The organism is Pseudomonas sp. WS 5021, from assembly GCF_012985535.1.
Lineage (GTDB): Bacteria > Pseudomonadota > Gammaproteobacteria > Pseudomonadales > Pseudomonadaceae > Aquipseudomonas.
The window spans coordinates 127,005-153,886 of record NZ_JAAQWP010000005.1; the positions used below are offsets into that span (position 1 = coordinate 127,005).

Genomic DNA, 26,882 nt, shown 5'->3' on the forward strand with positions numbered 1-26,882 from the left:
TCTGTGTTCACTTCAAGCGGTTGGAGAGAAATTGCTGCAAGCGTTCGCTGTTGGGATGGTCGAGGATCTCGGCGCTGCCTTGTTCTTCGACGCGGCCCTGATGCAGGAACAGCACCTGGCTGGACACTTGCCGGGCAAAGCCCATTTCGTGGGTGACCATGAGCATGGTACGACCTTCCTCTGCCAACGTCTGTATGACTTTTAGGACTTCCCCTACAAGCTCTGGGTCGAGTGCCGAGGTCGGTTCGTCGAACAGGATAATCTCCGGCTCCATGGCCAGGGCCCGGGCGATGGCCACGCGCTGTTGCTGGCCACCGGAGAGAAATGCCGGGTATTGGTCGGCGACCCGGCCCGGCAGGCCCACTTTATCCAGGTACATCCGCGCGCGTTTTTCTGCCTCGGCGGCACTGACGCCCAACACCCGGCGCGGTGCCATGCAGATGTTTTCCAGCACGGTCATGTGGCTCCACAGGTTGAAGTGCTGGAACACCATGGCCAGGCGCGTGCGCAGGTTCTGCAGTTGCGCCTGGTGCGGCGCCTGCACGCCTGCGCGGCCCGGGCGCATTTCAATGCTGATGCCGTCCAGGGTGATCACCCCGGCGTCGGGTTGTTCGAGGAAGTTGATGCAGCGCAGCATGGTGCTTTTGCCGGAGCCGCTGGCGCCGATCAGGCTGATCACATCGCCCTTGCTGGCGTTGAGCGAAACACCCTTGAGCACTTCATGGTCGCCATAGCTTTTATGCAGGTCTTCGACCTTGAGTTTGACGTTGGCGCCGGCCGCCACCACGCTCGGGCGGGGCGCGGCAACGTGGGTGGGATGAGCGGCCAGGGCCTGTGCGGACTGATTCATGGGTTAGCCTCGGGTCGGGACAAGAAAGCGCATCCAGCGTCGTTCGGCCAGTCGGAACAGGCCCACCAATGCAAAGGACAGCAGCATGTACAGCAGCGCGGCAATGCCGAAGGCCTGGAACGTGAGGAACGTTTCGGCGTTGGCGTCGCGGGCCACCTTGAGGATGTCGGCGATGGTTGCGGTAAACGCCAGGGACGTGGCGTGCAGCATCAGGATCATTTCGTTGCTGTAGGCCGGCAACGCGCGGCGCAGCGCGGCGGGAATCACCACGAACAGGTTCATCCGCCAGCCGTGCAAGCCGTAGGCCCGTGCTGCTTCAATCTCGCCGTGGGGAATATTGCGAATGGCCCCGGCGAAGATCTCCACGGTGTAGGCGCAGGTGTTGAGCACAAAGGCCAGCAGGGTGCAGTTCAACGCATTGCGGAAAAACTGGTTGAGCAGGGCGTTGTCCTGCACCACCTCCAGGCTGTACAGGCCGGTGTAGCAAATCAGCAACTGGATATACAGCGGCGTGCCGCGAAACAGATAGGTGTAGACCTCCACCGGCCAGCGTAGCCAGAAGTGCTCGCTGACGCGGGCAATTGCCAACGGGATCGACAGGAAAAACCCGAGGATCACCGACACAATAAACAGCCACAAGGTCATGGCCACCCCGGAAAACCCCGAGCCATCGGTCCACAGATACGCCAGGCCGTATTGCTGGATCAGTTCAATCATCGCGCCACCCCTTTGATGCCAACGTTGTAGCGCCGTTCCAGGCGCTTGAAGATGCGGTTGGAAAGGGTGGTGATCACCAGGTACACCAGGCCCGCGAGGATCAGGAAGTACAACGGGTCGTTGGTGGTTTTGCCGGCGTTCTGCGCGGCCTTGACCAGGTCTGCCAGGCCGATGATCGACACCAGCGCCGTGGACTTGAGCAGCACCAGCCAGTTATTGCCCAGCCCCGGCAACGCAAACCGCATCAACTGCGGGAACATTACCAGCCGAAAGCGCTGCCAGCGGCTCAAGCCGTAGGCGGTTGCCGCCTCCAGTTGGCCCACCGGCACACTGAGCATGGCGCCGCGAAAATTCTCGGTGAAATACGCACCGTAGATAAAGCCCAGGGTGATCACGCCTGCGGTGAATGGATCGATTTCGAAGTAATTCCAGCCGAGCATCTCGGTCAGGTCATTGAGCCACAGTTGCAGGCTGTAGAAGATCAGCAGGATCAGCACCAGGTCCGGCACGCTGCGGATCAAGGTGGTGTAGAGCGTGGCCGGGATGCGCAACAGCTTGTGGCTGGACAGCTTGGCACCGGCGGCGATCAAGCCCAGGGTCAGGCTCAGGACCAGCGCGAGGAACGCCAGCTTGATGGTCATCCAGGCACCCTGGGCCAACAGCGGGCCGAAGCCTTGCAGGTTGAGGAGTTCATTCATGAAGGGAGATCTCGATGGGCACGGTTTCCCTTTGTAGGAGCAAGCTTGCTCGCGAAAATCGTCAACGATGACCGGGTAAAACGGGTACCCGGTGGCGATCTTGAGTTTTTCGCGAGCAAGCTCGCTCCTACAGGGGGAGAGGCTATCTACTGACGTTATTCGTGATAGATATCTTCGTCACCGAAGTATTTCTTTTGGATCAGCGAGTAAGTGCCATCAGCCTGGATGGCCGCGATGCCCTTGTTGATCAGTGCCAGCAACTCCTGGTCGTTCTTGCGCAGGCCCATGGCGATGTCCAGCGGCAAGGTCGGGTCCTTGAAGGCCGGGCCGGACTGGTAGTCGGCGCCTTCAGGCTTGGACAAGAAGTTGAGCTGGGCTTCGAGCTTGTCGGTCAGCGTCGCGTCGAGGCGGCCGTTTTGCAGGTCGGCGTAGTTCTGGTCCTGGGACTGATACGCCTTGACCTGGGCACCGAGCTTGGCCAGGTGAGCACGGGCGTAGGCTTCTTGCAGCGAGCCCTGGAGCACACCCACCTGTTTGCCCTTGAGGGATTCTGGGGTGTCGCCGAAGCCTGCACCCTTGCGGGTGATCACTGAGGTGGGGCTGAGGAACAGACGGTCACTGAAGTCGATCTGTTTTTGCCGGGCCGGGGTCACGGCCATCGAGGACATAATGGCGTCGAACTTGCGCGCACGCAGTGCCGGGATCATGCCGTCGAATTCGTTGTGGACCCAGGTGCATTTGACTTCAAGCTTGGCGCAGATGGCGTTGCCCAACTCAATGTCGAAACCTTGCAGGCTGCCGTCGGCGGCCACGGATTCAAAGGGTGGGTACTCGGGGAACACGCCGAAACGGATTTCTTTCCATTCCTGGGCCTGGACGGCGGTGGCGCACAAAGGCAGGAGCAGCGCGGCGACGAGTGATCGGAGCGGAGTCATGGTGTTTTCCCTATATTTTGTAATTGATGTCAGGGCAGTAGAAAGGGTGCGGCATGCATTCATTTGCTGACTCTTTGGTCGCGCTCAGAATGCTTCATGATGGTGCGTTTTTTGTGTCGTTTACCTAGGCGTTGGCACGCGGAATACGCTGTTAAAACACCGGTTGCAGCAGAATCGGCTGCAACACCCTGTATATCGGCTTTTCAAATCAGGATTTACGGCCCGCCGCTCGCGCAAAGCGGCAGGCCAGAGCGGTTTCAGGCGCGCTTTTTGTGCTGTGCGACCGGTTGCTGGGCCAGGCGTGCGAACAGATCCTTGGGGTCGGCCAGGTCCGGCACCAGTTCCAGCTCGCTGCCCACGTCCAGGGCCTTGGCCACATCCAGCACATAACGCAGGGCCGAGTAGTCTTCGAGGGCAAAACCCACCGAGTCGAACAGGGTGACCTGGCGCGCGTTTTCCCGGCCCGGCTTCTGGCCGTTGATCACTTGCCACAGCTCGGTGACCGGCGAGTCCTCGGGCATATGCTGGATTTCGCCTTCGATACGGCTTTGCGGTTCGTACTCGACGATCACCCGCGCGCGCTCGACAATGCGCCGGTCCAGCTCGGTCTTGCCGGGGCAGTCGCCGCCGACGGCATTGAGGTGCATGCCGGGCTCGATCATGTCGTCGGTAAGGATGGTGGCGTAGGCCTTGTCGGCAGTGACGGTGGTGACGATATCGGCACCTTTCACCGCCTCGGCAACGCTTGCGGCCAGGGTCACTTTGATCGCCGGGAAAGCCTTGAGGTTGTTCGCCAGCTTGTGCATGGCCTTGGAATCGATATCGAACAGGCGGATCTCATTGATGCCCAGCAAGGCATGGAACGCCAGGGCCTGGAATTCACTTTGCGAGCCATTGCCGATCAACGCCATGCTGCGGCTGTTGTCCCGTGCCAGGTAGCGCGCGACCAGGGCCGAAGTGGCGGCAGTGCGGATCGCGGTAGTCAGGGTCATCTCGCTGAGCAGCACCGGCTTGCCGGTGTCCACATCTCCCAGGGCGCCGAACGCCATGACCGTGAGCATGCCGCTCTGGGTATTTTTCGGGTGGCCGTTGACGTATTTGAAGGCATACAGCGAAGCATCCGAGACCGGCATCAGCTCGATCACGCCCTCGGGCGAGTGGTTGGCCAGGCGCGCGCATTTTTCGAAGTCATTCCAGCGCAGGTAGTCGGCGCGGATGTACTCGGCCATCTCCGTGATGCAGGTTTGCAGGCCTTTTTGCGATACCAGGTAGCTGAGGTCGTTGACGTCGATATAACGGGTCATGGAAAAACTCCTTATTGGAATGAGGCGCGGGCCGGAAGATGCACTTCGGCCAACATGCAGCGGGCACTGCCGCCGCCGATGCGTTCGATGTTGTCGATATTCACCACGACTGGGTGGGTGTGGCGCTCCACATGCTGGCGCTGCGCCGGCTTGAGCGAGCGCCAGGCGCTGGCGGACATCACCAGCAGCGGCTGGCCGTCGCGGTCGTGGAGTTCCAGCATGTTGCCGGCGAAGGCTTCCAACTGGTCGAAGTCCAGGGCCAGGATGTCTTTGCCGGTGTCGCGCAGGGAGCGTTCCAGGCCTTGGCGTTCGTGGGCTTCGGGCAGCGCGTCCAGGCACACCACCGACAGGTCGCGGCCGACGCTCATCATCACGTTGCTGTGGTAGATCGGTGCGTGATGGCGGTCGACGGCGTGGAAGGCGCAGACCTGATAGTCCAGGCGCTCGGCGAACTGGCGCAGCGCATCGCGATGGGTGCGCCCAGAGTGACAGGCGTAGCTGATGCGGTGCTGGCGGTCGAGGACCATGCTGCCGGTGCCTTCGAGGAACATGTTCTGTTGTTCCAGGTGGCTGAAATCAATGGTGTGCTTGATCGCGAAGCGCTGCTCCAGTACTTGCAGCACACCTTTGTTGCGTTCCAGGCGACGGTTCTGGCCTTCCATCGGGTACAGCACCAGGCTGCCGTCGGCATGGCTGCTCCACCAGTTGTTGGGGAAGATCGAATCCGGGGTATGGGGTGCGGGCGTGTCCTGCACCACCAACACTTCCACGCCATGCTCGCGCAGGGTGGCGACGTAACCGTCGAACTCTTGCAGCGCTTTGTGCTGTGCGGCCACCGGGTCGACGGGCGCGCGCTGGAAGCGGTTGTTGATCGCGGTGTCCGGGTTAAAGGCAAAGTGCGCCGGGCGGATCATCAGGACGGTATTGGTGGTTTGCATGGGGGCACGGGTCCATGGGGTTGGGCATTGCGGCTATTTTGTGCGCTCTGGCCGCAGAATCCCGGCTGAAACAGGGGAGCGGCCCAGCCGGGAAAGCTGAAAAGAGGGGTGTGGCAGCCGAATCGGCTGTCAGGGGCGCTCAAACCTGTAGGAGCTGGCTTGTGTGGGAGCTGGCTTGCCTGCGATAGCATCACCGCGGTGTGGCGGACACACCGAGGTGCCTGCATCGCGGGCAAGCCCGGCTCCCACACAAGCCCACACATGGGTATTGTGGTGGCTGTCATAACGCTGCCCGTCAGGAGGAGTCATGTCTACCGCCGTCCGCCTCGCCCAACCCACCGATGCCGAAGGCATCAGCCAAGTCATCCTGGCGGCCCTGCACAGCAGCAACGCCGGCGACTACCCGGCGGACGTGATTGCGCGGGTGGCGAGCAACTTCACGCCAGAGGCGGTGCTGCAATTGCTCACGCGGCGTACCGTGCTGGTTGCACTCCAGGATCAGGCAATCGTCGCTACCGCCGCCTTGGACGCCAATGTGGTGCGTTCGGTGTTCGTCAACCCGGCGCTGCAAGGGCAGGGCATCGGCCGCCAACTGATGGTCGTTATCGAACAGCGGGCCCGTGAGGCTGGGGTCACGGTATTGAGCGTACCGTCGTCCCTCACCGCCGAGCCGTTTTATACCAAGCTGGGGTTCCAGACCGTGCGCGATGTGTACCACGGCAACGAGCGCACCCTGGTGATGGAGAAGGTATTGTCGTCCCGCCACCCCATCGGGATTTACCGCGACCGCCTGCATCGTGCCCAGGTAGCGGCGCTCTGGCAGTTGGCGTTTGGCTACGACACCCCGCATAACCGGCCGGAACTGGCGATTGATAGAAAGCTTGCGGTGGAGGACGGGCTGTTTTTTGTCGCCACCCACGGCAAGACCGTGATCGGCACCTTGATGGCAGGCTACGACGGGCATCGTGGTTGGTTGTATTCGGTGGCCGTGCATCCGGACTATCGCCGGCAAGGCCTGGGCGCGTCGCTGGTGCGCCATGGGGAACAGGCGTTGATCGCCCTGGGCTGCCTGAAGATCAACCTGCAGATCAATCTGGGCAACGAGACAGTGGTGGGGTTCTACGAGGCGCTGGGGTATGGCGTGGAGCCGAGGATCAGCATGGGCAAGAAGATTGCGCAGAACCTGCCAAAATCCTGAAACCACCGCAAAACAAATGTGGGAGCTGGCTTGCCTGCGATAGCGATATGTCAGTCACCAATGCGTTGACTGACAGTCCGCTATCGCAGGCAAGCCAGCTCCCACACAAGCCAGCGCCTACAATCAGGGTCGGCTTAGACCTTGACGATCCAGCCGGCCGGCGCTTCAACGTCGCCGGACTGCACGCCAGTCAGCTCTTTGTAGAGCTTCTGGGTCACCGGGCCGACGTCTTTTTCGCTGTAGAACACGTGCAGCTTGTCTTTGTACTCGATCCCGCCGATCGGCGTGATTACCGCTGCGGTACCGCAGGCGCCGGCTTCCTTGAAGTCTGCCAGTTTGTCGATCAGCACGTCGCCTTCGACCACTTCCAGGCCCAGGCGGGTCTTGGCCAGTTCGATCAGCGACAGGCGGGTGATGCCCGGCAGCACCGATGGCGAGTTCGGGGTGACGAACTTGTTGTCGTGGGTGATCCCGAAGAAGTTGGCCGAACCGACTTCTTCGATTTTCGAGTGGGTGGCCGGGTCCAGGTAGATGCAGTCGGCAAAGTTGGCTTTTTTCGCCAGGGAGCCGGGCATCAGGCTGGCCGCGTAGTTGCCACCGACCTTGGCGGCACCGGTGCCGTTCGGCGCGGCGCGGTCATAGCCGGAGATCAGGAAGTTGTGCGGGGTCAGGCCGCCCTTGAAGTAGGCGCCGACCGGGATGCAGAAGATCGAGAAGATGAACTCGGGCGCGGTACGCACGCCGATGTTGTCACCGGTGCCGATCACGAACGGGCGCAGGTACAGCGCGCCGCCGGTGCCGTACGGCGGGATGAAACGCTCGTTGGCGCGGACCACTTCCTTGCACGCCTCGATGAAGGCTTCGGTCGGCACTTGCGGCATCAGCAGGCGGGCGCAGCTGCGTTGCATGCGGGCGGCGTTCTGGTCCGGGCGGAACAGGTTGATCGAACCGTCCTTGCAGCGATAGGCCTTCAGGCCCTCAAAACACTGCTGGCCATAGTGCAGGGCGGTGGAGCCCTCGCTGATGTGCAGCACGTTGTCTTCGGTCAGGGTGCCTTCTTGCCAGGCGCCGTCTTTCCAGGTCTGGAGGAAACGCTTGTCGGTCTTGATGTAGTCAAAACCCAATTTGTCCCAATTGATGCTTTCGTTACCCATGACACCCTCTATCTTTTTTCAACCGCCTGGTCGAAGGCAGGCTTTCGGTTTATTTCTGGATGGGCGCAACAATACTTCATTCTTGGCCTGTGTGGGAGCGGGTGGGGGGACCATTGAGCATCTGTTTTGGCTGATCCACCGCTATCGACGGCAAGCCGGCTCCTACATTTGGTCGGCGTAACGCGCTCGATTGTAGGAGCCGGCTTGCCGGCGATAGCATCACCACGGTTTTACAGGTGCAACGCATGCCCCAACGCCCGCAGCGCCGCTTCCTGCACCGCTTCACCCAGGGTCGGGTGGGCATGAATGGTGCCCGCCACATCCTCCAGGCGTGCACCCATTTCCAGGCTCAGGCCAAAGGCCGTGGACAGCTCGGACACGCCGACCCCCACCGCCTGCCAGCCGACAATCAGGTGATTGTCGCGACGTGCCACCACCCGCACGAAGCCGGTCTTGGACTCCAGGGTCATGGCCCGGCCATTGGCCGCAAACGGGAAGCTCGAGACGATACAGTCCAGGCCTGCGGCCTTGGCTTCGTCCGGGGTCTTGCCGACCACCACCAGTTCCGGGTCGGTAAAGCACACCGCCGGGATCGCCGCCGGGTTGAATTCGCGGGATTTACCGCTGATCAGCTCGGCCACCATCTCGCCCTGGGCCATGGCCCGGTGTGCCAGCATCGGCTCGCCGCTCAGGTCGCCGATGGCCCATACGTTGCGCATGCTGGTCTGGCAGCGGCTGTCGATCTCGATCGCCGCGCCATTCATCGCCAGGTTCAAGGCTTCCAGGTTCCAGCCCTGGGTGTTGGGTTTGCGACCAACGGCGACCAGTACCTGATCGGTCTCCAGGGCCAGGGTGCCGCCCTCCGGATCGCGTACTTGCAGGCTGCCGCCTTCAAAGCCAGTCACGCTGTGCTTGAGGTACAACTTGACCCCCAATTGCTTGAGGGATTCGGCCACCGGTTGCGTCAGCTCGGCGTCGTAGGCTGGCAGGATGCGGTCCTGGGCTTCGACCACGCTGACCTCGGCACCGAGCTTGCGATAGGCAATCCCCAGTTCCAGGCCGATGTAACCGCCACCGACCACGATCAAGCGTTTTGGCACACGGCTCGGCGCCAGGGCTTCGGTGGACGAGATGATCGGCCCGCCAATCGGCAGCATCGGCAGGTTGACGCTTTTCGAGCCAGTGGCCAGCAGCAGGTGCTCGCACTGGATACGTTGGTCGCCCACGTCCACGGTCTTGCCGTCGACGATCTTGGCCCAGCCATGGATCACCTGCACTTTGTGCTTTTTCAGCAGGGCGGCAACCCCGGTGGTCAGGCGGTCGACGATCCCGTCTTTCCACTCGACGCTCTTGCGGATGTCCAGGGTTGGCACATCCACGTCGATACCCAGGGCCGAACCCTGGCTCAGGTGCACGGTTTGCTGGAACTGTTCGGCGACATGGATCAGCGCCTTGGACGGAATGCAGCCGATATTCAGGCAGGTGCCGCCCAACGCCTGGCCTTCTACCAGGATGGTCGGGATGCCCAGTTGGCCAGCGCGAATCGCCGCCACATAACCGCCGGGGCCGCCGCCGATAATCAGCAGGGTGGTCTGTAATGTCTGAGTCATGCCCTTACTCCAGGAACAGGCTGGCGGGTTGTTCGAGCAGGCCACGGATGGCCTGGATGAATTGCGCCGCGTCCATGCCATCGACCACCCGGTGATCGAAGGAGCTGGAGAGGTTCATCATCTTGCGGATCACGATCTGCCCCTTGATCACCATTGGCCGCTCGACGATGCGGTTGACACCCACAATCGCCACTTCCGGCAGGTTCAGCACCGGAGTGCTGACAATCCCGCCCAACGCGCCGAGGCTGGTCAGGGTGATGGTCGAGCCCGAGAGCTCGTCACGACTGGCCTTGCCATTGCGCGCGGCAGTGGCCAGGCGAGTGATTTCTTCGGCGGTGCCCCACAGGCTGCGGGCCTCGGCGTGACGCACTACCGGCACCATCAGGCCGACATCGCTCTGGGTGGCAACGCCCACATGCACCGCGCCAAGGCGGGTGATGACTTGGGCTTCGTCGTCATAACGCGCGTTGATCTGCGGGAAATCGCGCAAGGCCACGACCATCGCGCGCACCAGGAACGGCAACAACGTCAGCTTGCCGCGGCTGGCGCCGTGTTTTTCATTGAGGTGTACGCGCAAGTCGTCCAGGGCCGTCACGTCGATCTCTTCGACGTAGCTGAAATGCGCAGCGCGGCGCGTGGCATCCTGCATGCGCTGGGCGATCTTGCGGCGCATGCCGATCACCGGGATCTGCTCTTCGTCATTGCGCTCGGCATACGGGTTGGCGCCGACCGAGGCGCGGGTGTTGCCCTGTTGCAGATAGGCATCGAGGTCTTCATGCAGAATGCGCCCGGCCGGGCCCGAGCCCTGCACCAGACGCAGCTGGATCCCTGCGTCCAGCGCGTGCTTGCGCACGGCGGGGGAGGCCAGCGGGCGCTCATTGGCGTCCCGGGCCACCGGAGCCTGGGCCGCTACCACCGGCTTGGCGGCCGGTTTGCTTTCAGCCACCGGCGCCTTGATTTCGGCTTTCGGGGCCGGCGCGGCTTCTTCAACCACGGCCGACAACGCCGACTCCCGGGTATTGCCCGCGCCTTCGACTTCAATGCTGATCAGGATACTGCCCACCGCCATGACTTCACCCGGCTCACCGCCCAGTGATATCACCTTGCCGTGGACCGGCGAGGGAATATCCACCATCGCCTTGTCGGTCATCACATCCGCCAGCACCTGGTCTTCCACGACCATGTCGCCGACCTTGACGTGCCAGACCGACAATTCCACTTCTGCGATGCCTTCGCCAATGTCCGGCATCTTGATAACGTGCGTGCCCATTCAGACCTCCATGACCCGTTGCAAAGCCGCGCCCACACGGGTCGGGCCAGGGAAATACGCCCACTCTTGTGCGTGAGGGTAGGGGGTGTCCCAACCGGTCACACGCTCGATAGGCGCTTCCAGGTAATGGAAGCAGTGCTCTTGCACCAAAGACACCAGCTCGGCACCAAAACCGCAGGTACGGGTGGCTTCATGCACCACCACGCAACGGCCGGTTTTTTTCACCGACTTGACGATGGTTTCCAGGTCCAGCGGCCACAGGCTGCGCAGGTCGATGACTTCGGCATCGATCCCGGTTTCTTCGGCGGCCACTTGTGACACATAAACAGTGGTGCCGTAGGTCAGCACCGTGACGGCCGAGCCTGGGCGCACGATGGCGGCTACATCCAGCGGTACGGTGTAGTAACCGTCCGGCACCTGGGCTTGCGGGTGCTTGGACCACGGGGTCACCGGGCGGTCGTGGTGGCCGTCGAACGGGCCGTTATACAGGCGCTTGGGCTCGAGGAAGATCACCGGGTCATCGTTTTCGATGGAGGCGATCAGCAGGCCCTTGGCGTCATAGGGGTTGGACGGCATCACCGTGCGCAGGCCGCAGACCTGGGTGAACACCGCTTCGATACTCTGGCTGTGAGTCTGCCCACCGTAGATGCCGCCGCCGCAAGGCATGCGCATGGTCAACGGCGCGGTGAACTGGCCAGCCGAGCGGTAACGCAGGCGCGCCGCTTCCGAGATGATCTGGTCGGTGGCCGGGTACACGTAGTCGGCGAACTGAATCTCGGCCACCGGGCGCAGGCCATAGGCGCCCATGCCCACGGCCACGCCGACGATGCCGCTTTCGGAGATCGGTGCGTCAAACACCCGCGAGGTGCCGTACTTGGTCTGCAAGCCTTCGGTGCAACGGAACACGCCGCCGAAGTAACCGACGTCCTGGCCGAACACCACCACATTGTCGTCGCGCTCAAGCATCACATCCATGGCCGAGCGCAGGGCCTGGATCATGGTCATGGTGGTCGTGGTCATGGCGGTTTCCAGCTCGATTTTATTGTTGTGATCGTTCATGTCAGATCCCCAACTCTTGACGCTGGCGCTTCAAGTGCTCCGGCATCTCTTTATAAACGTCTTCGAACATGCTCGCGGCGCTTGGAATCTGGCCACCGGCCAGGGTGCCGTACTGTTCGGCTTCTTTCTGCGCGCTGAGCACTTCGGCTTCAAGCTGTGCACTGACCGTGGCGTGTTCCTCTTCGGACCACTGGCCAATCTTGATCAGGTGCTGCTTGAGGCGGGCAATCGGGTCGCCCAGGGGGAAGTGGCTCCAGTCATCGGCAGGCCGGTATTTGGACGGGTCATCGGAGGTGGAGTGCGGGCCGGCGCGGTAGGTGACCCATTCGATCAGGGTCGGGCCGAGGTTGCGGCGGGCGCGTTCGGCAGCCCAGGCAGAGGCGGCGTACACCGCGATGAAGTCGTTGCCGTCGACCCGCAGGGAGGCGATGCCGCAGCCCACGCCGCGTCCGGCGAAGGTGGTGGCTTCACCACCGGCGATGGCCTGGAAGGTGGAGATCGCCCACTGGTTGTTGACCACGTTGAGGATCACCGGCGCGCGGTATACGTGGGCGAAGGTCAGGGCGGTGTGGAAGTCTGATTCAGCGGTGGCGCCATCGCCAATCCACGCCGAGGCGATCTTGGTATCGCCCTTGATCGCCGAGGCCATGCCCCAACCCACGCCCTGTACGAATTGGGTGGCGAGGTTGCCGGAAATGGTGAAGAAGCCATAGTCCTTGACCGAATACATGATCGGCAACTGGCGGCCCTTGAGCGGGTCGCGCTCGTTGGACAGCAGTTGGCAGATCAGGTCGACCAGCGGCACTTCGCGGGCCATCAGGATGCTTTGCTGGCGGTAGGTGGGGAAGCACATGTCGTCGATGTTCAAGGCCAGGGCCTGGGCGCTGCCGATGGCTTCTTCGCCAAGGCTTTGCATGTAGAACGACATCTTTTTCTGACGCTGGGCGACCACCATGCGGTTGTCGAAGATCCGCGTCTTGAGCATGGCACGCATGCCACGGCGCAAAATCTCTACCGGCACACCTTCAGCCCATGGGCCCAGGGCCTGGCCCTGGTCGTCGAGCACGCGGATCAGGCCCTTGGCCAGGTCGGCGGTGTCGGCGGGTTCTACGTCTACGGCGGGTTTGCGCACCGTACCGGCGTCGGTCAGGCGCAGGTAGGTAAAGTCGGTCTTGCAACCAGGACGGCCCGAGGGTTCGGGAACGTGCAGGCGCAGCGGTTCGTAATGCTGGGTCATGGCTTTCTACGCTCGATCTTGTGAATTTCTTGTAGTGGGCGCGCTTAGCTGACAGTCATTCCCCGGGTAGGAGAAATCTTGTCCTACAACAATCATAGGCCGGGCCGCGGAGAATATTTATCTCTGTTTGGTTGCGCCTGAGATCATTTGAGGATAAAAAATCTGCATAAACATAATAAACAGGTGGTTTTGTCTCATGCGCAAGCTGGACCGTATCGATATCGGGATTCTCAACAGCCTCCAGGAGAACGCCCGCATCACCAACGCCGACCTCGCACGCTCGGTCAACCTGTCGCCCACGCCGTGTTTCAACCGGGTCAAGGCGATGGAGGAATTGGGCTTGATCCGTGACCAGGTCACGCTGCTGGATGCCGATTTGCTGGGGCTGCACGTCAACGTGTTTATCCACGTCAGCCTCGAGAAACAGAACGAGGAAGCCCTGCAGCAGTTCGAGGGCGCGATTTCCGACCGGCCGGAGGTGATGGAGTGCTACCTGATGGCCGGCGACCCGGACTACCTGATCCGGGTGCTGGTGCCGACCATCCAGTCGCTGGAGCGCTTTATGATGGATTTCCTGACCAAGGTGCCGGGGGTGGCGAACATCCGGTCGAGCTTTGCGCTCAAGCAGGTGCGCTACAAGACCGCGCTGCCTCTGCCGGCCAATGGCATCAACCTGGGCTCCTGACGCAAACCGTTGTAGGAGCCGGCTTGCCGGCGATGACGGTGGATCAGGCAGGCCACCATCGCCGGCAAGCCAGCTCCTGCATCAAAGCTGGTTGAGGGGGATCTTCAGGTAGGTCACGCCATTGTCTTCCGCCGGCGGCATATTGCCCGCCCGCACATTCACCTGGATCGCCGGCAGCAACAGGGTCGGCATTCCAAGCCCGGCGTCGCGCTGGGTGCGCATCTGCACAAACGCCGCCTCGTCCACCCCGTCATGCACATGAATATTGCCCGCGCGCTGTTCGGCCACGGTGGTCAGGCATTTGGCCGCGCGGCCTTCAGGCGGATAGTCGTGGCACACATACAGGCGCGTCTCGCCGGGAAAGGCCAGCAACGTGCGCATCGAGGCATATAACTGGCGTGCATCGCCGCCGGGGAAGTCGCAGCGGGCGGTGCCGACGTCAGGCATGAACAGGGTGTCGCCCACCAGGATCAACTGGTCGTCGATCAGGTAGGCCATGTCCGCCGGAGTGTGCCCAGGCACGTGCAGGGCCTGGGCCTTGAGGTTGCCGATGTGGAAGATCTCGTCGGGAGCAAACAGATGGTCGAACTGCGACCCGTCGGCCCGGAACTCCGGCTCCAGGTTGAACAGGTTCTTGAACACATCCTGGACTTTGCTGATGGACTGGCCAATTGCAATCTTGCCGCCCAATTGCCGGCGCAGGTAGGGCGCGGCGGACAGGTGATCGGCGTGGGCGTGGGTTTCCAGCAGCCATTGCACCTTTAGGCCTCGTTCACGGACGAAGGCAATCACTTTGTCGGCCTGGGTCGTGTCGGTACGCCCCGAGGCCGGGTCGTAGTTGAGCACTGAATCGACGATGGCACAGGGGCTGCCGGGCGTTTCATAGACGACGTAGGTGTAGGTTGACGATGCCTCGTCCAGAAAGGATTGAATCAACGCGGGCATGACGGTGTCCTGGGTAGCTGATAGCAGCTTACATTCGAGGTGATTTCCACATAGGCTTGCGAGCTTAGTGAAACAAACGACCCGAAGCAAAGGATCGATTCTGAACGGGGCGTGACGCCAAACGGCAACGACCCTTGTGTGCATTGTTGAAATAAGAAAGGCCAGGACTATGAACGACCAACACTGGGGACCGACCATCAGTGGCGACATCGTGGTCATCGGCGGCGGCTCGGCAGGCATCGGCCTGCTAGCCAGCCTGCTCAAGCGCGACCCGCAACTCAATATCATCCTGATCGAACCCAGCGCCGAACATTACTACCAGCCCGCCTGGACCCTGGTGGGCGGCGGCGCCCATGACATCCGCAAGACCATGCGCCCCATGGCCCGGGTATTGCCCGATGGCGTGACCTGGGTGCAGGCGGCGGTCAGCCAGTTGCTGCCCGACGAACAGGCCCTGGTGCTCGACAGCGGCCAGCGCGTGACGTGGAACAACCTCGTCGTCTGCCCCGGCCTGCGCCTGGCCTGGGAGAAAATCGAAGGCCTGGAGCAGACCCTGGGCCAGAACGGCGTCACCTCCAACTACAGCTACCAGCACGCGCCCTACACCTGGCAACTGGTGCAGCAGCTCAAGGGTGGCAAGGCGATCTTTACCCAGCCGGCCATGCCGATCAAATGCGCCGGCGCGCCGCAAAAGGCCATGTACCTGTCTTGCGATCATTGGCTCAAGCAGGGTGATCTGAACAACATCGACGTCGAATTCAACCTGGCCGGTGCCGCGCTGTTTGGTGTGGCGACCTTTGTGCCGCCGTTGATGAACTATGTCGAGAAATACGGCGCGCAGTTGGCCTTCAACTCCAACCTGATCAAGGTTGATGGCCCGGCGCGCAAGGCCTGGTTCGAGGTCAAGGACGCCGCAGGCAACATCAGCATCGAGGAGAAATCCTTCGACATGCTGCACGTCGTACCGCCACAAGTGGCCCCGGATTTTATCCGCCACAGCCCACTGGCCGACGCCGCTGGCTGGTGCGAGGTCGACCCCCACAGCCTGCAACAGGTGCGTTACCCGCACATCTTCGCCCTGGGCGACGTGTGCTCCACCAGCAATGCCAAGACGGCCGCCGCGGTGCGCAAGCAAATCGTGGTGGTGGCCGAGAACCTGCTGGCCCTGCGCAAACAGGCGCCGTTGCCGCTCAAGTACGACGGTTATGGCTCCTGCCCACTGACGGTGGAGAAGGGCAAGGTGGTGCTGGCCGAGTTCGGTTATGGCGGCCGATTGCTGCCGACCTTTGCCCTCGACCCTACCGTGGCGCGGCGTTCGGCGTGGTTCTTGAAGGCGACGCTGCTGCCGTGGTTCTACTGGAACGGCATGCTCAAGGGCCGCGAATGGCTGACCCGTCTGGCCAAGGTGGAGTGAGAGAACCCTATGCTGCTGGCAAGTTTTTTGGGTGTGTTGATGGGCCTGGTCATGGGGTTGACCGGGGCCGGGGGCGGGATTCTCGGTGTGCCGGCGTTGGTCCTGGGGCTGGGCTTGACCATGACCGAAGCGGCGCCGGTGTCGTTGTTTGCGGTCGGCGCGGCAGCGGCAGTTGGAGCGCTTGATGGCTTGCGCCATGGCCTGGTGCGTTACCGCGCGGCGCTGTTGATCGCGTTGCTCGGCGCGCTGTTTTCGCCTTTGGGGGTGTTTTTTGCCCATCAGTTGCCGGACAAGATCCTGATGGGCCTGTTCAGCGCGCTGATGGTGCTGGTGGCATGGCGCATGCTGCGGCGCGAGAAAGTCGAGGCCGGCCCCAGCGACCATGGCGCCGCGTCCTGGGGGCAAAAAAACTGCATGCTCGATCAGCAGACCGGGCGTTTTTCCTGGACCGCCAAATGCACCGCGACCCTGGCCGCCCTGGGCGCTGTAACCGGCGCAGTATCGGGCCTGCTGGGGGTGGGCGGCGGTTTTCTGATCGTGCCGGCGTTCAAGCAACTGACCGACGTGCAGATGCGCGGGATTGTCGCCACCTCGCTGATGGTGATCAGCCTGATCTCGCTGATTGGCGTGGTCGGTGCGTTCCATGCCGGGGTGGTGATCGACACCCTCGGCTGGGTATTTATTGGCGCCAGCATCGTCGGCATGCTTGCTGGCCGGCGCCTGGGCTCGCGGGTCCCGGCGCGGGCCCTGCAAATCGGTTTTGCCAGCCTGTGTGTCGTGGTGGCAGGCGGGATGTTGTTCAACGCCCTTTGACCCCAACCCCGCGCCTACTGGTGTAAGCCTTAAGTGGCGGGCCCTCGGCGCCCTCCAAAGCACCGCGCATCCCCCTCCAAGGCAGCGTTTAACCGCGCTGCCCGACTTTCGATAATCGCCTCCGACACCCAGACCCCCGTCGCGGAGCGCGCCATGCATAACAATAAGAACTTCCCCCGTCGTTTGTTGCCAGCCTTTATCGCCAGCCTCGGCTTGAGCTCGCTGGCCCAGGCCGAGATCGTGCTGTACGACAAGGACGAGACCACCTTCTCCACCGATGGCTATATCAACGCCTTCTACGTCAACAGCGACGTGGACCGTGCCGGCGAGCAGTACGACCGGCGCCAGTCGCGGGTGAAGATGGGGTTTTTGCCCAACTACCTGGGCTTCAACATGGGCAAGCAGGTCGATGACCTCAAGCTCGGCGCCCGTGCTTCGTTCTGGGTGACCATCAATGACAGTGAAACCAACGGCACCGACACCGCCATCGACGTGCGCCAGTTCTACGGCACCGTGGCCAACCCCGAGTGGGGCGAAGTGCTGATCGGCAAGGACTTCGGTCTGTTCGCCCGCTCCAACATCCTGCTCGACGAACTGCTCGCAGGTTACGGCCAAGTCAGCGACAGCCTGGGCCTGGTGGACGGTGGCGGGGTCTCGTTCGGCAACATCGGTAGCGGCTACCCGTACCCGTTCCCCACCTCGCAGATCACCTACCGCACCCCGGTAATGGAAGGCCTGCGGGTGGCCGTGGGCATCATGGACCCGGTCGACACCAACGACAGCAGCGCGCTGGGCAAGGCCTACCAGAAGAACCCGCGCACCGAGAGCGAGATCACCTACCAGTTCGACGTGGGCGGGGCGAAGATCTACAGCTGGCTCAACGGCAGCTACCAGACCTCGGACAACACCGACTCCAGCGTCGAGTCGGTGACCTCCAAGGGCCTGGGCTATGGCGTGCAGGCGAAGATGGGCGGCTTGTCGCTCACCGGTTCCGGCTTCCAGGCCAAGGGCATCAACCCCTTCTTTACCAACAACGCCGGGGAAGCCACCTTGCGCAATGTCGACAGCAACGGCTACCTGTTGCAGGGCTCCTACAAACTGGGTAAGAACCGCCTGGCGCTGTCCTACGGCAAGACCAAGGACGACGGCAACGGCGTGGTCGGCAGCGGTGCCGACTACCAAACCCGTGGCATTGCCCTGTTCCATGACATCAACGACAACCTGAAGCTGGTGGCCGAGTACAACCAGTTCGAAATCACCGGCCACGACACCAGTGCGCAGAATGAAGATACCGATACCTTTGCGGTGGGGGCGGTGCTGACCTGGTAATGACCTGGAACACGGTCAAACGTGTGGGAGCTGGCTTATGTGGGAGCTGGCTTGCCTGCGATGCTTGCGACTCGGTGGATCAGTTACACCGCGGTGATGCAATCGCAGGCAAGCCAGCTCCCACACAAAGCCTGTTCCCACAGAGATTCATCTGTTGCTCGGTGGCTCTCATCCCATCGAAGCCCCGACCCAGTACCCAAGTAGCATAGGTCGCCACCCCGCGCGTTCGTACACTTGAGCTTCAACGGGGAGATGACCATGCAGCAGGTGCACAGCGAAGGCGTAGTCACAGCCATGTCCCAGGCCAGCGAGGCGCGGCAGGTGGCCGATGAGCTGGCGCGCCAGTTGTTGCACCCGTACCTGGGTTTCGTGCTGTTCTTCTGCTCTGCCACCTACGACCTGCAGGCCCTCGGCCAGGCCCTGCAACACAGTTTCGGTGGTGTTCGTGTGGTGGGTTGCACCAGTGCCGGCGAGATCACACCCCAGGGGTACGGGCGCAATTGCGTGACGGCGGTGGGGTTTGACCACGCGCACTTTTCCATCGCCACCGAGCTGATCGACCAGGTCGAGCACTTCAGCCTGATCGACGCGCAACAAATGGTCGAACGCCTGGTGGGCGGCTGTCGCAGCAACACCCTGGCGCCGATCAAGGGCAACAGCTTTGCCTTGACCCTGCTCGATGGCCTGTCCAGCCGTGAAGAAATGGTCCTCGCCGCCCTGAGCGCGGCGCTTGGTGATATCCCCCATTTCGGCGGTTCGGCCGGCGATGACAACCACCTGACCCACACCCACGTGTATTTCGACGGCGCCTTTCACAGCGGCGCGGCGGTGGTGGTACTGGTCAATACCTGGCTGGATTTCGAGGTGTTCACCACCCACCACATCCTGCCCTTGGCACAGAAGCTGGTGGTGACAGGAGCGGACAGCGCCTCGCGACGGGTCTTTGAATTGAACGCCGAACCTGCCGCCGAGGAATACGCGCGGCATATCGGCGTGGCCGTGGCGCAACTTGATCACCGGATCTTCGCCGCCCACCCGTTGGCGGTGCGCGTCAACGATCAGTACTACGTGCGGGCGATCCAGCAGGTCCACGACGACTTGAGCTTGAGTTTCTACTGCGCGGTGGAAAACGGCATCGTCCTCACCGCCATGACCCCGGGGCCGATCCTGCCCAACCTGCAGACCCTGTTCGACGGCCTGCAAGCGCGCCTTGGCGACTTGCTGCTGACCATTGGCTGCGACTGTTTCCTGCGGCGCCTGGAGCTCGAAGAGCACGGCGCCCTGGAGCCGATCGGCGCCTTTTTGCGCGAGCAACGGGTGATGGGGTTCAACACCTACGGAGAACAGTTCAATGGCATGCACATCAACCAGACCTTTACCGGGGTCGCCATTGCCCGTGGTCGAACCCCTGGACAGCGCTGAACTGCACGCGCAGATCCGCGCCCTGCAGCAGGACAATCGCAAGCTGGCGCGGATCAACGCCGCGCTGATCGAGCGCGTCGAGTCCGGCGCGACCCGTGGCAACGACCCCTATGCGGCGTTCCAGCATTCGGTGGTGCTGGCCGAGCAGGTGCGCGAACGTACCGATGCGCTCAACCAGGCGATGGCCGAACTCAAGGCCAGCAACCATCTGCTGCGCGAGGCGCGGCTGCGGGCGGAAACCGCGCACCAGCATTTGATCGATGCCATCGAGAGCATTTCCGATGCCTTTGTGCTGTTCGACCAACACCAGCACATCGTGTTGTTCAACAGCCGCTTCCAGGGATTTTGGAGCAATAGCCCGGTGCAGATTGTCGCGGGCATGGGCCTGCGCGAGGTCAAGCGGTTGATGACGGTCAACGGCCTGTTCACCGAAGAAGCCCATGGGCATGCCGATGAAACCCTGTTCTACCGCCTGGATAACGGCCGTTGGCTGCAAGTCAGCGAACGGCCGACCCAGGACGGCGGGCGGGTGATTCTGTTTACCGACATCACCGACGTCAAACTGGCGGAAACCCTGCGCCGTGAACAGGCCGTCGCGCAGAAATCCCAGGAAAGCGAACGCTGGATCCGCCTGATCACCGACCATGTGCCGGCGTTGATTGCCTACCTCAATGCCGACCTGGTCTACGAGTTCACCAACAAGGTCTACGAGCAATGGTATTGCTGGGCGCAGGGCGCGATGCTCGGCAAAAGCCTGCGCCAGGCCCACAGCGAACAGCATTACCAGCGCCTGGAAGCCTACGTGGCGCAGGCGTTGGCGGGGGAGAGCGTGACCTTTGAGTTCGCCGAAACCAACATCAACCACCAGGAGCGCTACATGCTGCGCTCCTATGTGCCCAATCGCCTGGCCAGTGGCGAGGTGGTGGGGATCTTTGTGCTGATCCGCGACATCACCGAACGCCGGCGCACCGCCGAGGCCCTGCACCAGGCGTATCAGAACCTGGAGCTGCGAGTGCGCGAGCGCACGGCCGAACTGACCTCGCTCAACGACCAGCTGTTGCAGGAAATCCACGAGCGCCGCCGCGTGGAGTCGCGCCTGCGTGAAGCCAAGCTGGAGGCCGAGCAGGCCAACCTGTCGAAAACCAAGTTTCTGGCGGCGGTCAGCCATGACCTGCTGCAACCGCTGAATGCCGCCCGCCTGTTTACCGGGGCCTTGCTGGAACGCCGTGACCCGGTGGCCAACGAAACGTTGGTGCGCAACGTCAGCAATTCCCTGGAAGATGTGGAAAACCTGCTGGGCACCCTGGTGGATATTTCCAAGCTCGATGCCGGGGTGATCAAGGCCGATATCGCGCCATTTGCCTTGAGCGAACTGCTGGACAACCTCGCCGCCGAATACACCCAAGTGGCGCGCAGCGAAGGCTTGCAGCTGCACTTTATTGGCTGCTCGGCCCTGGTGCGCAGCGATATCCAGTTGCTTGCGCGGATCTTGCGCAACCTGTTGAGCAATGCCATTCGCTACACCTACGGCGGGCGCGTGGTGCTGGGTTGCCGGCGCGAGCATCAGCGCTTGTCGATCCAGGTCTGGGACACTGGTATGGGCATCGCGGAGGAGCGTCTGGAGGAGATTTTCCAGGAGTTCAAGCGCGGCGATGTGCAACGTCCCGACCAGGATCGCGGGCTGGGCCTGGGCCTGGCGATTGTGGAGAAAATCGCCAGGATTCTCGGGCACCGGATCAGCGTGCGCTCATGGCCGGGCCGGGGTTCGATGTTCAGTGTGGAGGTGCCGTTGAGCAGCACCGCACCCAGGGTCTTGCCTATGCCGGTGATGAGCGAGCCGATGCTCGAGCGCTTGCAGGGTGCGCGGGTGTGGGTGCTGGATAACGACGCGGCGATCTGCGCCGGCATGCGCACTTTGCTGGAGGGTTGGGGCTGCCAGGTGGTGACGGCCTTGTCCGAGCAGGACCTGGCACGCCAGGTGGACAACTACCATGCCCAGGCGGACTTGCTGATTGCTGATTACCACCTGGATGACGAACAGAATGGCGTGGACGCGGTGGCCAGGATCAATGCGCGGCGGGCCAGTGCCATTCCGGCGATGATGATCACCGCCAACTACAGCAACGAGCTGAAACTGCAGATCCGCGAGCTGGGGCACACCTTGATGCACAAGCCGGTGCGGCCGATGAAACTCAAGACTGCCATGAGCCACCTCTTGGGCCGCCCCTGACACAATCTCGATCAAAAATGTGGGAGCGGGCTTGCCCTAATGTCAGTCAGTTAAGCGCAGATCCCCTGTGGGAGCGGGCTTGCTCGCGAATGCGGTGGGTCAGTCAATACATTCATTACTGACCCACCGCATTCGCGAGCAAGCCCGCTCCCACATTTTGATCTCAGTCGTCAGGAAAATCAGCGCCGCAGGTAGGAGCCGAAGTCGATATCTCCAGCGCTCAAGATCGCCTGCACCCGGTTATGCACATTCAACTTGCGCAGAATCGCCGACACATGGGCCTTCACCGTGGTCTCGGCAATTTCCAGGGTGTAGGCAATCTGCTTGTTCGACTCGCCCTTGGTCATGCGTTCCAGCACCAGCAGCTGTTTGCGCGTGAGGGCCTGGAGCAGTTCCGGGGCGAAGGCCGGGTTGTCGTGCATGCGCCGCTGGCCGGGGTTTTTCTGGGTGCGGATGATGTCCGGCGGCAGGTACACGTTGCCATTGAGGATCTGCTGGATCGCCTCGGTCATCTGCGCCCGTGGCGAGGACTTGGTGATAAAGCCGACCGCCCCGTAGGTAATGGCCTGCAGCACGATCTGCTTGTCCTGCTCGGCCGAGACGATCACCACCGGAATCGTCGGTGCTTCGTTGCGCAGGTTGATCAGGCCGTTGAGGCCGTGCATGCCGGGCATGTTCAGGTCCAGCAGGATCAGGTCGAGGTCGTCATGCTCCTGGGTCAGGGCCAGGGCGCTGTCCAGGTCGGCGGTTTCCATCACTTCGCTACCGGCAAAACCGTCGCTGATGACGTTATGGATCGCTTCGCGAAACAGCGGGTGATCGTCGGCAATCAGAATTTTATACATGGCCGTTCACCTTTTTATTGTGGTTTTTCAGGGGGCAAGCTCAAAGGGCTCAGGGTGTGCTGCGGCGACTGGCAGCTTGGCTGCCTCCCACGCGTCCAGGCCATCGCGATACCAATACACAGCGCTATAGCCCAAGGCATTGGCCCGTTTTACCGCGTTCCAACTCAACCAGCAATCTGAGCGGCAGTAGAACACCAACGGGTGTGCAAGGTTACCGCCGCTGTAGGTATACAGGTGGCGGGCAAAGTAGCTTTGCCATTCTGGCGTCAGCTCCCCATCGCCGGTATTGGCCAGCCAATGGCTGCCGGGCAGGTTGGCGTGGGGCTGGTCTTCGATGAACTGGCCGTGCAGCCATTGTCGGCGGTAGACGTCGATCAGCACCGGGCGCGGTTGTTGCGCCAGCAGCGCTTGCAGGGCAGGGGTGTCGACGATGGTCGCGCCCGGCAGGTGCGCAGGCGTGGGGCTGCGATAGAGGTTGATGCGGTAGCCATCGCTGGAAAACAGCGCAGTGGGCGGCTGGGCAGCCGCCAGCAGCGGGGTCAGCGACAGCACGGCAACCAGGGTCAGTCGGGCGGGCAGCATGGCAGGTACGATCCTTATAGTTATGCGCCCATTACATGCCAGTCGCGCTGCCTTGGGAATGCGACGATAGACAGCAAAACCAGTACCAAAGTAGTAATTCACCGCGTGCCCGGGGGCTCTAGCATGCAAGGCAACGATCATCCCCGGGAGTTGTACGATCATGCGAATCCTCAAGGCGCTGCTCTTGCCGTTTTTGCTGATTGTCAGCCTGATCGGCGTGGACAAGCTCCACGGCCCGCGACCGGCGCCAGTTTTGGTGATGCCGGCGCATGCCTCATGAATATCCTGTTGGTCGACAAACACGCCGTGGTGCGCCTGGGCTACAGCAGCCTGTTGCGGGCGCTGCTACCGGGCGTGGAGCTGCGCGAGGCGGGCAGTGGCGAAGAGGCGCTGGCGCGGGTGCAGGAGGCGGTGCCGAACCTGGTGATCACCGGTTTTGGCCTGCCGGGCATCAGTGGCCTGGAGACCACCCGCCGCCTGCGCCAGCGCCTGCCGCAATTGCGCGTGCTGTTTTTCAGCCAGCATCAGGAACTGCCCCTGGTACGCCAGGCCCTGGAGGTCGGCGCTGCGGGTTATATCACCAAGGGCGCGACGCCTGCGGTGATGAACGAGGCGGTGCAGCGCATTCTCGACGGCCACACTTACATCGAACAGGCCCTGGCCACCGAGCTGGCCTATCACCCGGTCGATCACCGCCTGCAGGGCATGACCGCCCGCGAGTTGGAGATTTTCCTGATGCTCGCCAAGGGCACGCCCACCCGGGCCATTGCTGATCAACTGAGTATCAGCAGCAAGACCGTGTCCAATCACCTGACCTTGCTCAAGAGCAAATTGCAGGTCAGCTCCCATGCGGAGTTGGTGCATGTGGGGATTGATATGGGCGTGGTGCGGGCGGCGGGATAAATCGCACCTCGGTAGGCACCGACGAGCCGGCGCCTACAGAGGTTAACGGTCCCAAGTGGTGGGGCAGTCCTTGCAGCCCTCCATATTCGCATCCTGGAAGTTTGCATAGTGCTGGCGGGTGCCGGTGAGGGTGGCCTGTTCCAGGTTGCTTTCACCGAACTTGGCTTCTTGCAGGTTGGCATCGCTCAGGTCCGCACCTTGCAGGTCGGCCTTGCTCAACCAGGTCATTTCCAGGTCCGCGGCACGCAGGTTGGCCTTGTGCAGCTTGGCCCCCGACAGCCGCGCAAATTGCAGGTAGGCGGCGCTGAGGTTGGCGTTTTCGAACTGTGCACCCTGGGCGAACATGCCCCAGCCTTGCACGGCCATCAAGGTGGCACCGCTGAAATCCGCCAGGCGCAGGTTGGCTTGTTGCAGGCTGGCGCGGGTCAGGTTGGCACCTTGCAGTTGGGCTTTTTCCAGGTTGGCCAGGTCGAGGTTGGCGTGGCGCAGATCGGCCTCGCGCAGGTCGGCACCGGCCAGGTTCATTTTGCTCAAATCCTCGTTACGCAGGTTGGCGCCCTTGAGGTTGGCGCCGGGGCATTGGCTGTGGGGGGCGATGGTGCAGCCGTTGATGACCAGGGGTTGGTCGTCGCCATCGTCGGCGTAGGCCAGGGGGAGGGACAGCAGAAGTAAGAGGGGCAGGTAGTTCATGGCGGGGATCTCGTGGTGGCCGTTGGGGCGCGGAGCACCCTGGGAAGCGTTCCCACGCAGAGCGTGGGAACGATCATCAACGGGGGTTATTTTTGCGCGGTCTTGTTATCCCAGCTCGGGATCTTGAACACCCAGAATGACCCGCCTTGCGCCACCGGCTTGGTCAGCTCGGCCATGTCGCCGCCCCACAACGGCACCGCGCCGCCGTAGCCAACCGTCACGCCGATGTACTGCTCGCCGTCCTGTTCCCAGGTGATCGGCGGGGAGACGATGCCGCTGCCGGTCTGGAACTTCCACAGCTCCTTGCCGGTTTTCGCGTCGAAGGCCTTGAAGAAGCCATCGCCAGTGCCGGTGAACACCAGGTTGCCCTTGGTCGCCAGCACGCCGGCCCACAATGGCAGGGCTTCCTTGTGTTCCCATACCACCTTGCCGGTGGTCGGGTTCATCGCGCGCAGGGTGCCGACGTGGTCGTCATACATGCGCTTGATGCGGAACCCCATGCCCAGGTACGCCGAGCCCTTCTTGTAGTTGACCTCTTCGGTCCAGTATTCCTCTTTCCACTGGTTGCCCGGAATGTAGAACAGGCCGGTGTCCTGGCTGTAGGCCATGGGGTTCCAGTTCTTGCCACCGAGGAACGGCGGCGAGACTTCCACCGATTTGCCCTTGGTTTCACCCGGCAGCGGCTTGGCCGGACGCTGGCCTTCGTTTTCCACGGGGCGGCCGGTCTTCAGGTCGATATGGCTGGCCCAGGTGATGTTGTCGACAAACGGGAAGGCGTTCTGCAGCTTGCCGTTGTTGCGGTCGACCACGTAGAAGAAGCCGTTGCGGTCGGCGTGGCCGGTGGCCTTGACCACTTTGCCGTCCTTGTCCTTGTAATCGAACAGCACCAGCTCGTTGTTGCCGGAGAAGTCCCAGGCATCGTTTGGCGTGTGCTGGTAGAACCACTTCACTTCGCCGGTGCTTGGGTCGACACCCACTTGGCCGGAGGTGTAGAGGCTGTCGAAGTCGTGGGGGTTGCCGTCCTTGGAGGTGCGCGCCCAGGTGTTCCACGGCCCTGGGTTGCCGGCGCCGACGATGATGGTGTTGGTTTCGGCATCGAAACTGGCGCTCTGCCAAGGGGCGCCGCCGCCGTGGCTCCAGGCCTCGACCTTGCCGGTTTCGGTGGTTGGATCATCCGGCCAGGACGGTGCTTTCACATCGCCGGTGGTGGTGCTGTCCTTGCCATTGAGGCGGCCCATGTGGCCTTCGACAAACGGGCGCATCCACACTTCTTCGCCGGTGTCCGGGTCGCGGGCAAACAGCTGGCCGACCACGCCGAATTCATCACCGGAGCTGCCGTGGATCAGCAGGACCTTGCCAGTGACCTTGTCTTTGATCAGCACCGGGGCGCCGGTCATGGTGTAGCCGGCGGCGTGGTCGCCGAATTTCTTGTTCCACACCACTTTGCCGGTGTTTTTATCGAGGGCGATCAGGCGTGCATCGAGGGTGCCGAAGTAGATCTTGTCGCCAAAGATCGCCGCCCCGCGGTTGACCACGTCACAGCACGGGCGAATGTTGTCGGGCAGTCGGTGGTTGTAGGTCCACAGGCGCTTGCCGGTCTTGGCGTCGAGGGCGAATACCCGGGAGTAGGAGCCGGTGACATACACCACGCCGTCGTTGACGATGGCCTGGGATTCCTGGCCGCGTTGCTTCTCGTCACCGAACGAGTAGGACCAGGCCGGTGTGAGCTTGAAAACGTTCTTGTCGTTGACCTGGGCCAGGGGGCTCCAGCGCTGGGCGTTGGTGCCCATGCCGTATTGCAGCACGTCCTTGGTGGTCAGGTGGTCGTTGGCAATGTCTTCCCAGGTGACGTTGCGCGTCTGCTTGGCAGGTTCGGCAGCGGCGAAGCTCGCCGCACTCAAGGACAGGCTGCCGACCAGCAGGAAAGCCTGCACGGCAAGGCTCAGCGGCGAGAGGGCGGGTAGCGATCTTATTGTCATGGTTGCAGTTCCCAGTGGAGGTTTTGGCCTGCACAGGTTGCTGGCTGGATGGGGCACAGGGATACGGAAAATATC

At 62.3% G+C, this 26,882-nt stretch carries 24 protein-coding genes; 8 read left to right on the forward strand and 16 right to left on the reverse strand.

Features of this window, described 5'->3' with window-relative positions:
* Nucleotides 1-7 precede the first annotated feature (7 nt).
* The 6 genes from HBO19_RS17075 to HBO19_RS17100 form a co-directional block, all read right to left on the reverse strand.
* Nucleotides 8-850: an ATP-binding cassette domain-containing protein gene (locus tag HBO19_RS17075; protein ID WP_262377052.1), complete on the reverse strand. Its 843-nt coding sequence runs from the start codon at nt 848-850 to the stop codon at nt 8-10.
* 3 nt (nt 851-853) lie between these two features.
* On the reverse strand, nt 854-1,567 hold the full coding sequence (locus HBO19_RS17080; protein ID WP_057439424.1) for an ABC transporter permease: 714 nt from the start codon (nt 1,565-1,567) through the stop codon (nt 854-856).
* Nucleotides 1,564-2,265 carry an ABC transporter permease gene (locus HBO19_RS17085; RefSeq protein WP_169956147.1) on the reverse strand — a complete coding sequence of 234 codons (702 nt, stop codon included), beginning with the start codon at nt 2,263-2,265 and terminating at the stop codon, nt 1,564-1,566. The genes HBO19_RS17080 and HBO19_RS17085 overlap by 4 nt, the downstream gene beginning before the upstream one ends.
* Before the next feature lie 155 nt (nt 2,266-2,420).
* Nucleotides 2,421-3,200 carry an ABC transporter substrate-binding protein gene (locus HBO19_RS17090; RefSeq protein ID WP_169956145.1) on the reverse strand — a complete coding sequence of 260 codons (780 nt, stop codon included), beginning with the start codon at nt 3,198-3,200 and terminating at the stop codon, nt 2,421-2,423.
* A 257-nt stretch (nt 3,201-3,457) separates the two neighbouring features.
* Complete coding sequence (locus tag HBO19_RS17095) at nt 3,458-4,504, reverse strand: ornithine cyclodeaminase (RefSeq protein ID WP_076962598.1); 1,047 nt, start codon at nt 4,502-4,504, stop codon at nt 3,458-3,460.
* 11 nt (nt 4,505-4,515) lie between these two features.
* Complete coding sequence (locus tag HBO19_RS17100; protein ID WP_170057921.1) at nt 4,516-5,442, reverse strand: arginine deiminase-related protein; 927 nt, start codon at nt 5,440-5,442, stop codon at nt 4,516-4,518.
* A 307-nt stretch (nt 5,443-5,749) separates the two neighbouring features.
* On the opposite strand from HBO19_RS17100, the gene HBO19_RS17105 reads away from it, so the two are divergent.
* Complete coding sequence (locus HBO19_RS17105; RefSeq protein ID WP_170057922.1) at nt 5,750-6,640, forward strand: GNAT family acetyltransferase; 891 nt, start codon at nt 5,750-5,752, stop codon at nt 6,638-6,640.
* 134 nt (nt 6,641-6,774) lie between these two features.
* On the opposite strand, the gene HBO19_RS17110 is transcribed toward HBO19_RS17105, so the two are convergent.
* The 5 genes from HBO19_RS17110 to HBO19_RS17130 form a co-directional block, all read right to left on the reverse strand.
* Complete coding sequence (locus tag HBO19_RS17110) at nt 6,775-7,794, reverse strand: branched-chain amino acid aminotransferase (RefSeq protein ID WP_169956137.1); 1,020 nt, start codon at nt 7,792-7,794, stop codon at nt 6,775-6,777.
* Between the two features lie 230 nt (nt 7,795-8,024).
* Nucleotides 8,025-9,404, reverse strand: a complete 1,380-nt coding sequence (gene lpdA, locus HBO19_RS17115) for a dihydrolipoyl dehydrogenase (protein WP_170057923.1) — start codon at nt 9,402-9,404, stop codon at nt 8,025-8,027.
* Between the two features lie 4 nt (nt 9,405-9,408).
* A complete protein-coding gene (locus HBO19_RS17120) occupies nt 9,409-10,674 on the reverse strand; it encodes a dihydrolipoamide acetyltransferase family protein (RefSeq protein WP_169956133.1) in 1,266 nt (421 codons plus the stop codon).
* The gene (locus HBO19_RS17125) at nt 10,675-11,733 is read right to left on the reverse strand and encodes an alpha-ketoacid dehydrogenase subunit beta (protein WP_029296529.1); all 1,059 of its coding nucleotides are present in this window, start codon (nt 11,731-11,733) and stop codon (nt 10,675-10,677) included.
* Nucleotide 11,734: 1 nt separating this feature from the next.
* A complete protein-coding gene (locus HBO19_RS17130) occupies nt 11,735-12,970 on the reverse strand; it encodes a 3-methyl-2-oxobutanoate dehydrogenase (2-methylpropanoyl-transferring) subunit alpha (RefSeq protein ID WP_169956131.1) in 1,236 nt (411 codons plus the stop codon).
* A 196-nt stretch (nt 12,971-13,166) separates the two neighbouring features.
* Between HBO19_RS17130 and bkdR the strand changes: the two genes are divergently transcribed.
* Entirely contained in the window at nt 13,167-13,655 is a 489-nt protein-coding gene (gene bkdR / locus HBO19_RS17135) for a Bkd operon transcriptional regulator BkdR (RefSeq protein WP_169956129.1), read from the forward strand.
* Between the two features lie 81 nt (nt 13,656-13,736).
* Here bkdR and HBO19_RS17140 read toward each other — a convergent pair whose 3' ends face one another.
* Nucleotides 13,737-14,600 (reverse strand): MBL fold metallo-hydrolase, encoded by an 864-nt coding sequence (locus tag HBO19_RS17140; RefSeq protein ID WP_170057924.1) that lies wholly within the window; start codon nt 14,598-14,600, stop codon nt 13,737-13,739.
* 169 nt (nt 14,601-14,769) lie between these two features.
* Here HBO19_RS17140 and HBO19_RS17145 point away from each other — a divergent pair, with 169 nt between their 5' ends.
* From HBO19_RS17145 to HBO19_RS17165, 5 genes are all read left to right on the forward strand, one after another.
* Nucleotides 14,770-16,014 carry an FAD/NAD(P)-binding oxidoreductase gene (locus tag HBO19_RS17145; protein ID WP_170057925.1) on the forward strand — a complete coding sequence of 415 codons (1,245 nt, stop codon included), beginning with the start codon at nt 14,770-14,772 and terminating at the stop codon, nt 16,012-16,014.
* A gap of 9 nt (nt 16,015-16,023) precedes the next feature.
* Nucleotides 16,024-16,827 (forward strand): sulfite exporter TauE/SafE family protein, encoded by an 804-nt coding sequence (locus tag HBO19_RS17150; RefSeq protein WP_170043151.1) that lies wholly within the window; start codon nt 16,024-16,026, stop codon nt 16,825-16,827.
* Nucleotides 16,828-16,980: 153 nt separating this feature from the next.
* Entirely contained in the window at nt 16,981-18,156 is a 1,176-nt protein-coding gene (locus tag HBO19_RS17155) for a porin (RefSeq protein ID WP_169956121.1), read from the forward strand.
* A 258-nt stretch (nt 18,157-18,414) separates the two neighbouring features.
* Nucleotides 18,415-19,578: a nitric oxide-sensing protein NosP gene (gene nosP / locus HBO19_RS17160; protein WP_170043150.1), complete on the forward strand. Its 1,164-nt coding sequence runs from the start codon at nt 18,415-18,417 to the stop codon at nt 19,576-19,578.
* Entirely contained in the window at nt 19,547-21,808 is a 2,262-nt protein-coding gene (locus tag HBO19_RS17165; protein WP_170043231.1) for a PAS domain-containing hybrid sensor histidine kinase/response regulator, read from the forward strand. The genes nosP and HBO19_RS17165 overlap by 32 nt, the downstream gene beginning before the upstream one ends.
* Nucleotides 21,809-21,987: 179 nt before the next feature.
* Here the strand turns inward: HBO19_RS17165 and HBO19_RS17170 are convergent, their stop codons facing one another.
* Nucleotides 21,988-22,653: a response regulator transcription factor gene (locus tag HBO19_RS17170; RefSeq protein ID WP_029296512.1), complete on the reverse strand. Its 666-nt coding sequence runs from the start codon at nt 22,651-22,653 to the stop codon at nt 21,988-21,990.
* A 27-nt stretch (nt 22,654-22,680) separates the two neighbouring features.
* Complete coding sequence (locus HBO19_RS17175) at nt 22,681-23,235, reverse strand: PQQ-dependent catabolism-associated CXXCW motif protein (RefSeq protein WP_169954425.1); 555 nt, start codon at nt 23,233-23,235, stop codon at nt 22,681-22,683.
* 276 nt (nt 23,236-23,511) lie between these two features.
* On the opposite strand from HBO19_RS17175, the gene HBO19_RS17180 reads away from it, so the two are divergent.
* Entirely contained in the window at nt 23,512-24,138 is a 627-nt protein-coding gene (locus tag HBO19_RS17180; RefSeq protein ID WP_169954424.1) for a response regulator transcription factor, read from the forward strand.
* Between the two features lie 42 nt (nt 24,139-24,180).
* Here the strand turns inward: HBO19_RS17180 and HBO19_RS17185 are convergent, their stop codons facing one another.
* Nucleotides 24,181-24,828 (reverse strand): pentapeptide repeat-containing protein, encoded by a 648-nt coding sequence (locus tag HBO19_RS17185; RefSeq protein WP_169954423.1) that lies wholly within the window; start codon nt 24,826-24,828, stop codon nt 24,181-24,183.
* A gap of 86 nt (nt 24,829-24,914) precedes the next feature.
* Nucleotides 24,915-26,807 (reverse strand): quinoprotein ethanol dehydrogenase, encoded by a 1,893-nt coding sequence (exaA, locus tag HBO19_RS17190; protein ID WP_169954422.1) that lies wholly within the window; start codon nt 26,805-26,807, stop codon nt 24,915-24,917.
* Nucleotides 26,808-26,882: the final 75 nt, after the last annotated feature.

Excerpts from the sequence above, each read along its gene's own strand:
- HBO19_RS17125 (WP_029296529.1), bottom strand. The coding sequence starts at position 11,733 with ATGAACGATCACAACAATAAAATCGAGCTGGAAACCGCCATGACCACG.
- exaA (WP_169954422.1), bottom strand. The coding sequence starts at position 26,807 with ATGACAATAAGATCGCTACCCGCCCTCTCGCCGCTGAGCCTTGCCGTG.
- HBO19_RS17120 (WP_169956133.1), bottom strand. The coding sequence starts at position 10,674 with ATGGGCACGCACGTTATCAAGATGCCGGACATTGGCGAAGGCATCGCA.
- HBO19_RS17170 (WP_029296512.1), bottom strand. The coding sequence starts at position 22,653 with ATGTATAAAATTCTGATTGCCGACGATCACCCGCTGTTTCGCGAAGCG.
- HBO19_RS17075 (WP_262377052.1), bottom strand. The coding sequence starts at position 850 with ATGAATCAGTCCGCACAGGCCCTGGCCGCTCATCCCACCCACGTTGCC.
- HBO19_RS17155 (WP_169956121.1), top strand. The coding sequence starts at position 16,981 with ATGCATAACAATAAGAACTTCCCCCGTCGTTTGTTGCCAGCCTTTATC.
- HBO19_RS17100 (WP_170057921.1), bottom strand. The coding sequence starts at position 5,442 with ATGCAAACCACCAATACCGTCCTGATGATCCGCCCGGCGCACTTTGCC.
- HBO19_RS17110 (WP_169956137.1), bottom strand. The coding sequence starts at position 7,794 with ATGGGTAACGAAAGCATCAATTGGGACAAATTGGGTTTTGACTACATC.
- nosP (WP_170043150.1), top strand. The coding sequence starts at position 18,415 with ATGCAGCAGGTGCACAGCGAAGGCGTAGTCACAGCCATGTCCCAGGCC.
- HBO19_RS17150 (WP_170043151.1), top strand. The coding sequence starts at position 16,024 with ATGCTGCTGGCAAGTTTTTTGGGTGTGTTGATGGGCCTGGTCATGGGG.
- HBO19_RS17095 (WP_076962598.1), bottom strand. The coding sequence starts at position 4,504 with ATGACCCGTTATATCGACGTCAACGACCTCAGCTACCTGGTATCGCAA.
- HBO19_RS17080 (WP_057439424.1), bottom strand. The coding sequence starts at position 1,567 with ATGATTGAACTGATCCAGCAATACGGCCTGGCGTATCTGTGGACCGAT.
- HBO19_RS17130 (WP_169956131.1), bottom strand. The coding sequence starts at position 12,970 with ATGACCCAGCATTACGAACCGCTGCGCCTGCACGTTCCCGAACCCTCG.
- bkdR (WP_169956129.1), top strand. The coding sequence starts at position 13,167 with ATGCGCAAGCTGGACCGTATCGATATCGGGATTCTCAACAGCCTCCAG.
- HBO19_RS17175 (WP_169954425.1), bottom strand. The coding sequence starts at position 23,235 with ATGCTGCCCGCCCGACTGACCCTGGTTGCCGTGCTGTCGCTGACCCCG.
- HBO19_RS17105 (WP_170057922.1), top strand. The coding sequence starts at position 5,750 with ATGTCTACCGCCGTCCGCCTCGCCCAACCCACCGATGCCGAAGGCATC.
- HBO19_RS17140 (WP_170057924.1), bottom strand. The coding sequence starts at position 14,600 with ATGCCCGCGTTGATTCAATCCTTTCTGGACGAGGCATCGTCAACCTAC.
- HBO19_RS17145 (WP_170057925.1), top strand. The coding sequence starts at position 14,770 with ATGAACGACCAACACTGGGGACCGACCATCAGTGGCGACATCGTGGTC.
- lpdA (WP_170057923.1), bottom strand. The coding sequence starts at position 9,404 with ATGACTCAGACATTACAGACCACCCTGCTGATTATCGGCGGCGGCCCC.
- HBO19_RS17185 (WP_169954423.1), bottom strand. The coding sequence starts at position 24,828 with ATGAACTACCTGCCCCTCTTACTTCTGCTGTCCCTCCCCCTGGCCTAC.
- HBO19_RS17085 (WP_169956147.1), bottom strand. The coding sequence starts at position 2,265 with ATGAATGAACTCCTCAACCTGCAAGGCTTCGGCCCGCTGTTGGCCCAG.
- HBO19_RS17180 (WP_169954424.1), top strand. The coding sequence starts at position 23,512 with ATGAATATCCTGTTGGTCGACAAACACGCCGTGGTGCGCCTGGGCTAC.
- HBO19_RS17090 (WP_169956145.1), bottom strand. The coding sequence starts at position 3,200 with ATGACTCCGCTCCGATCACTCGTCGCCGCGCTGCTCCTGCCTTTGTGC.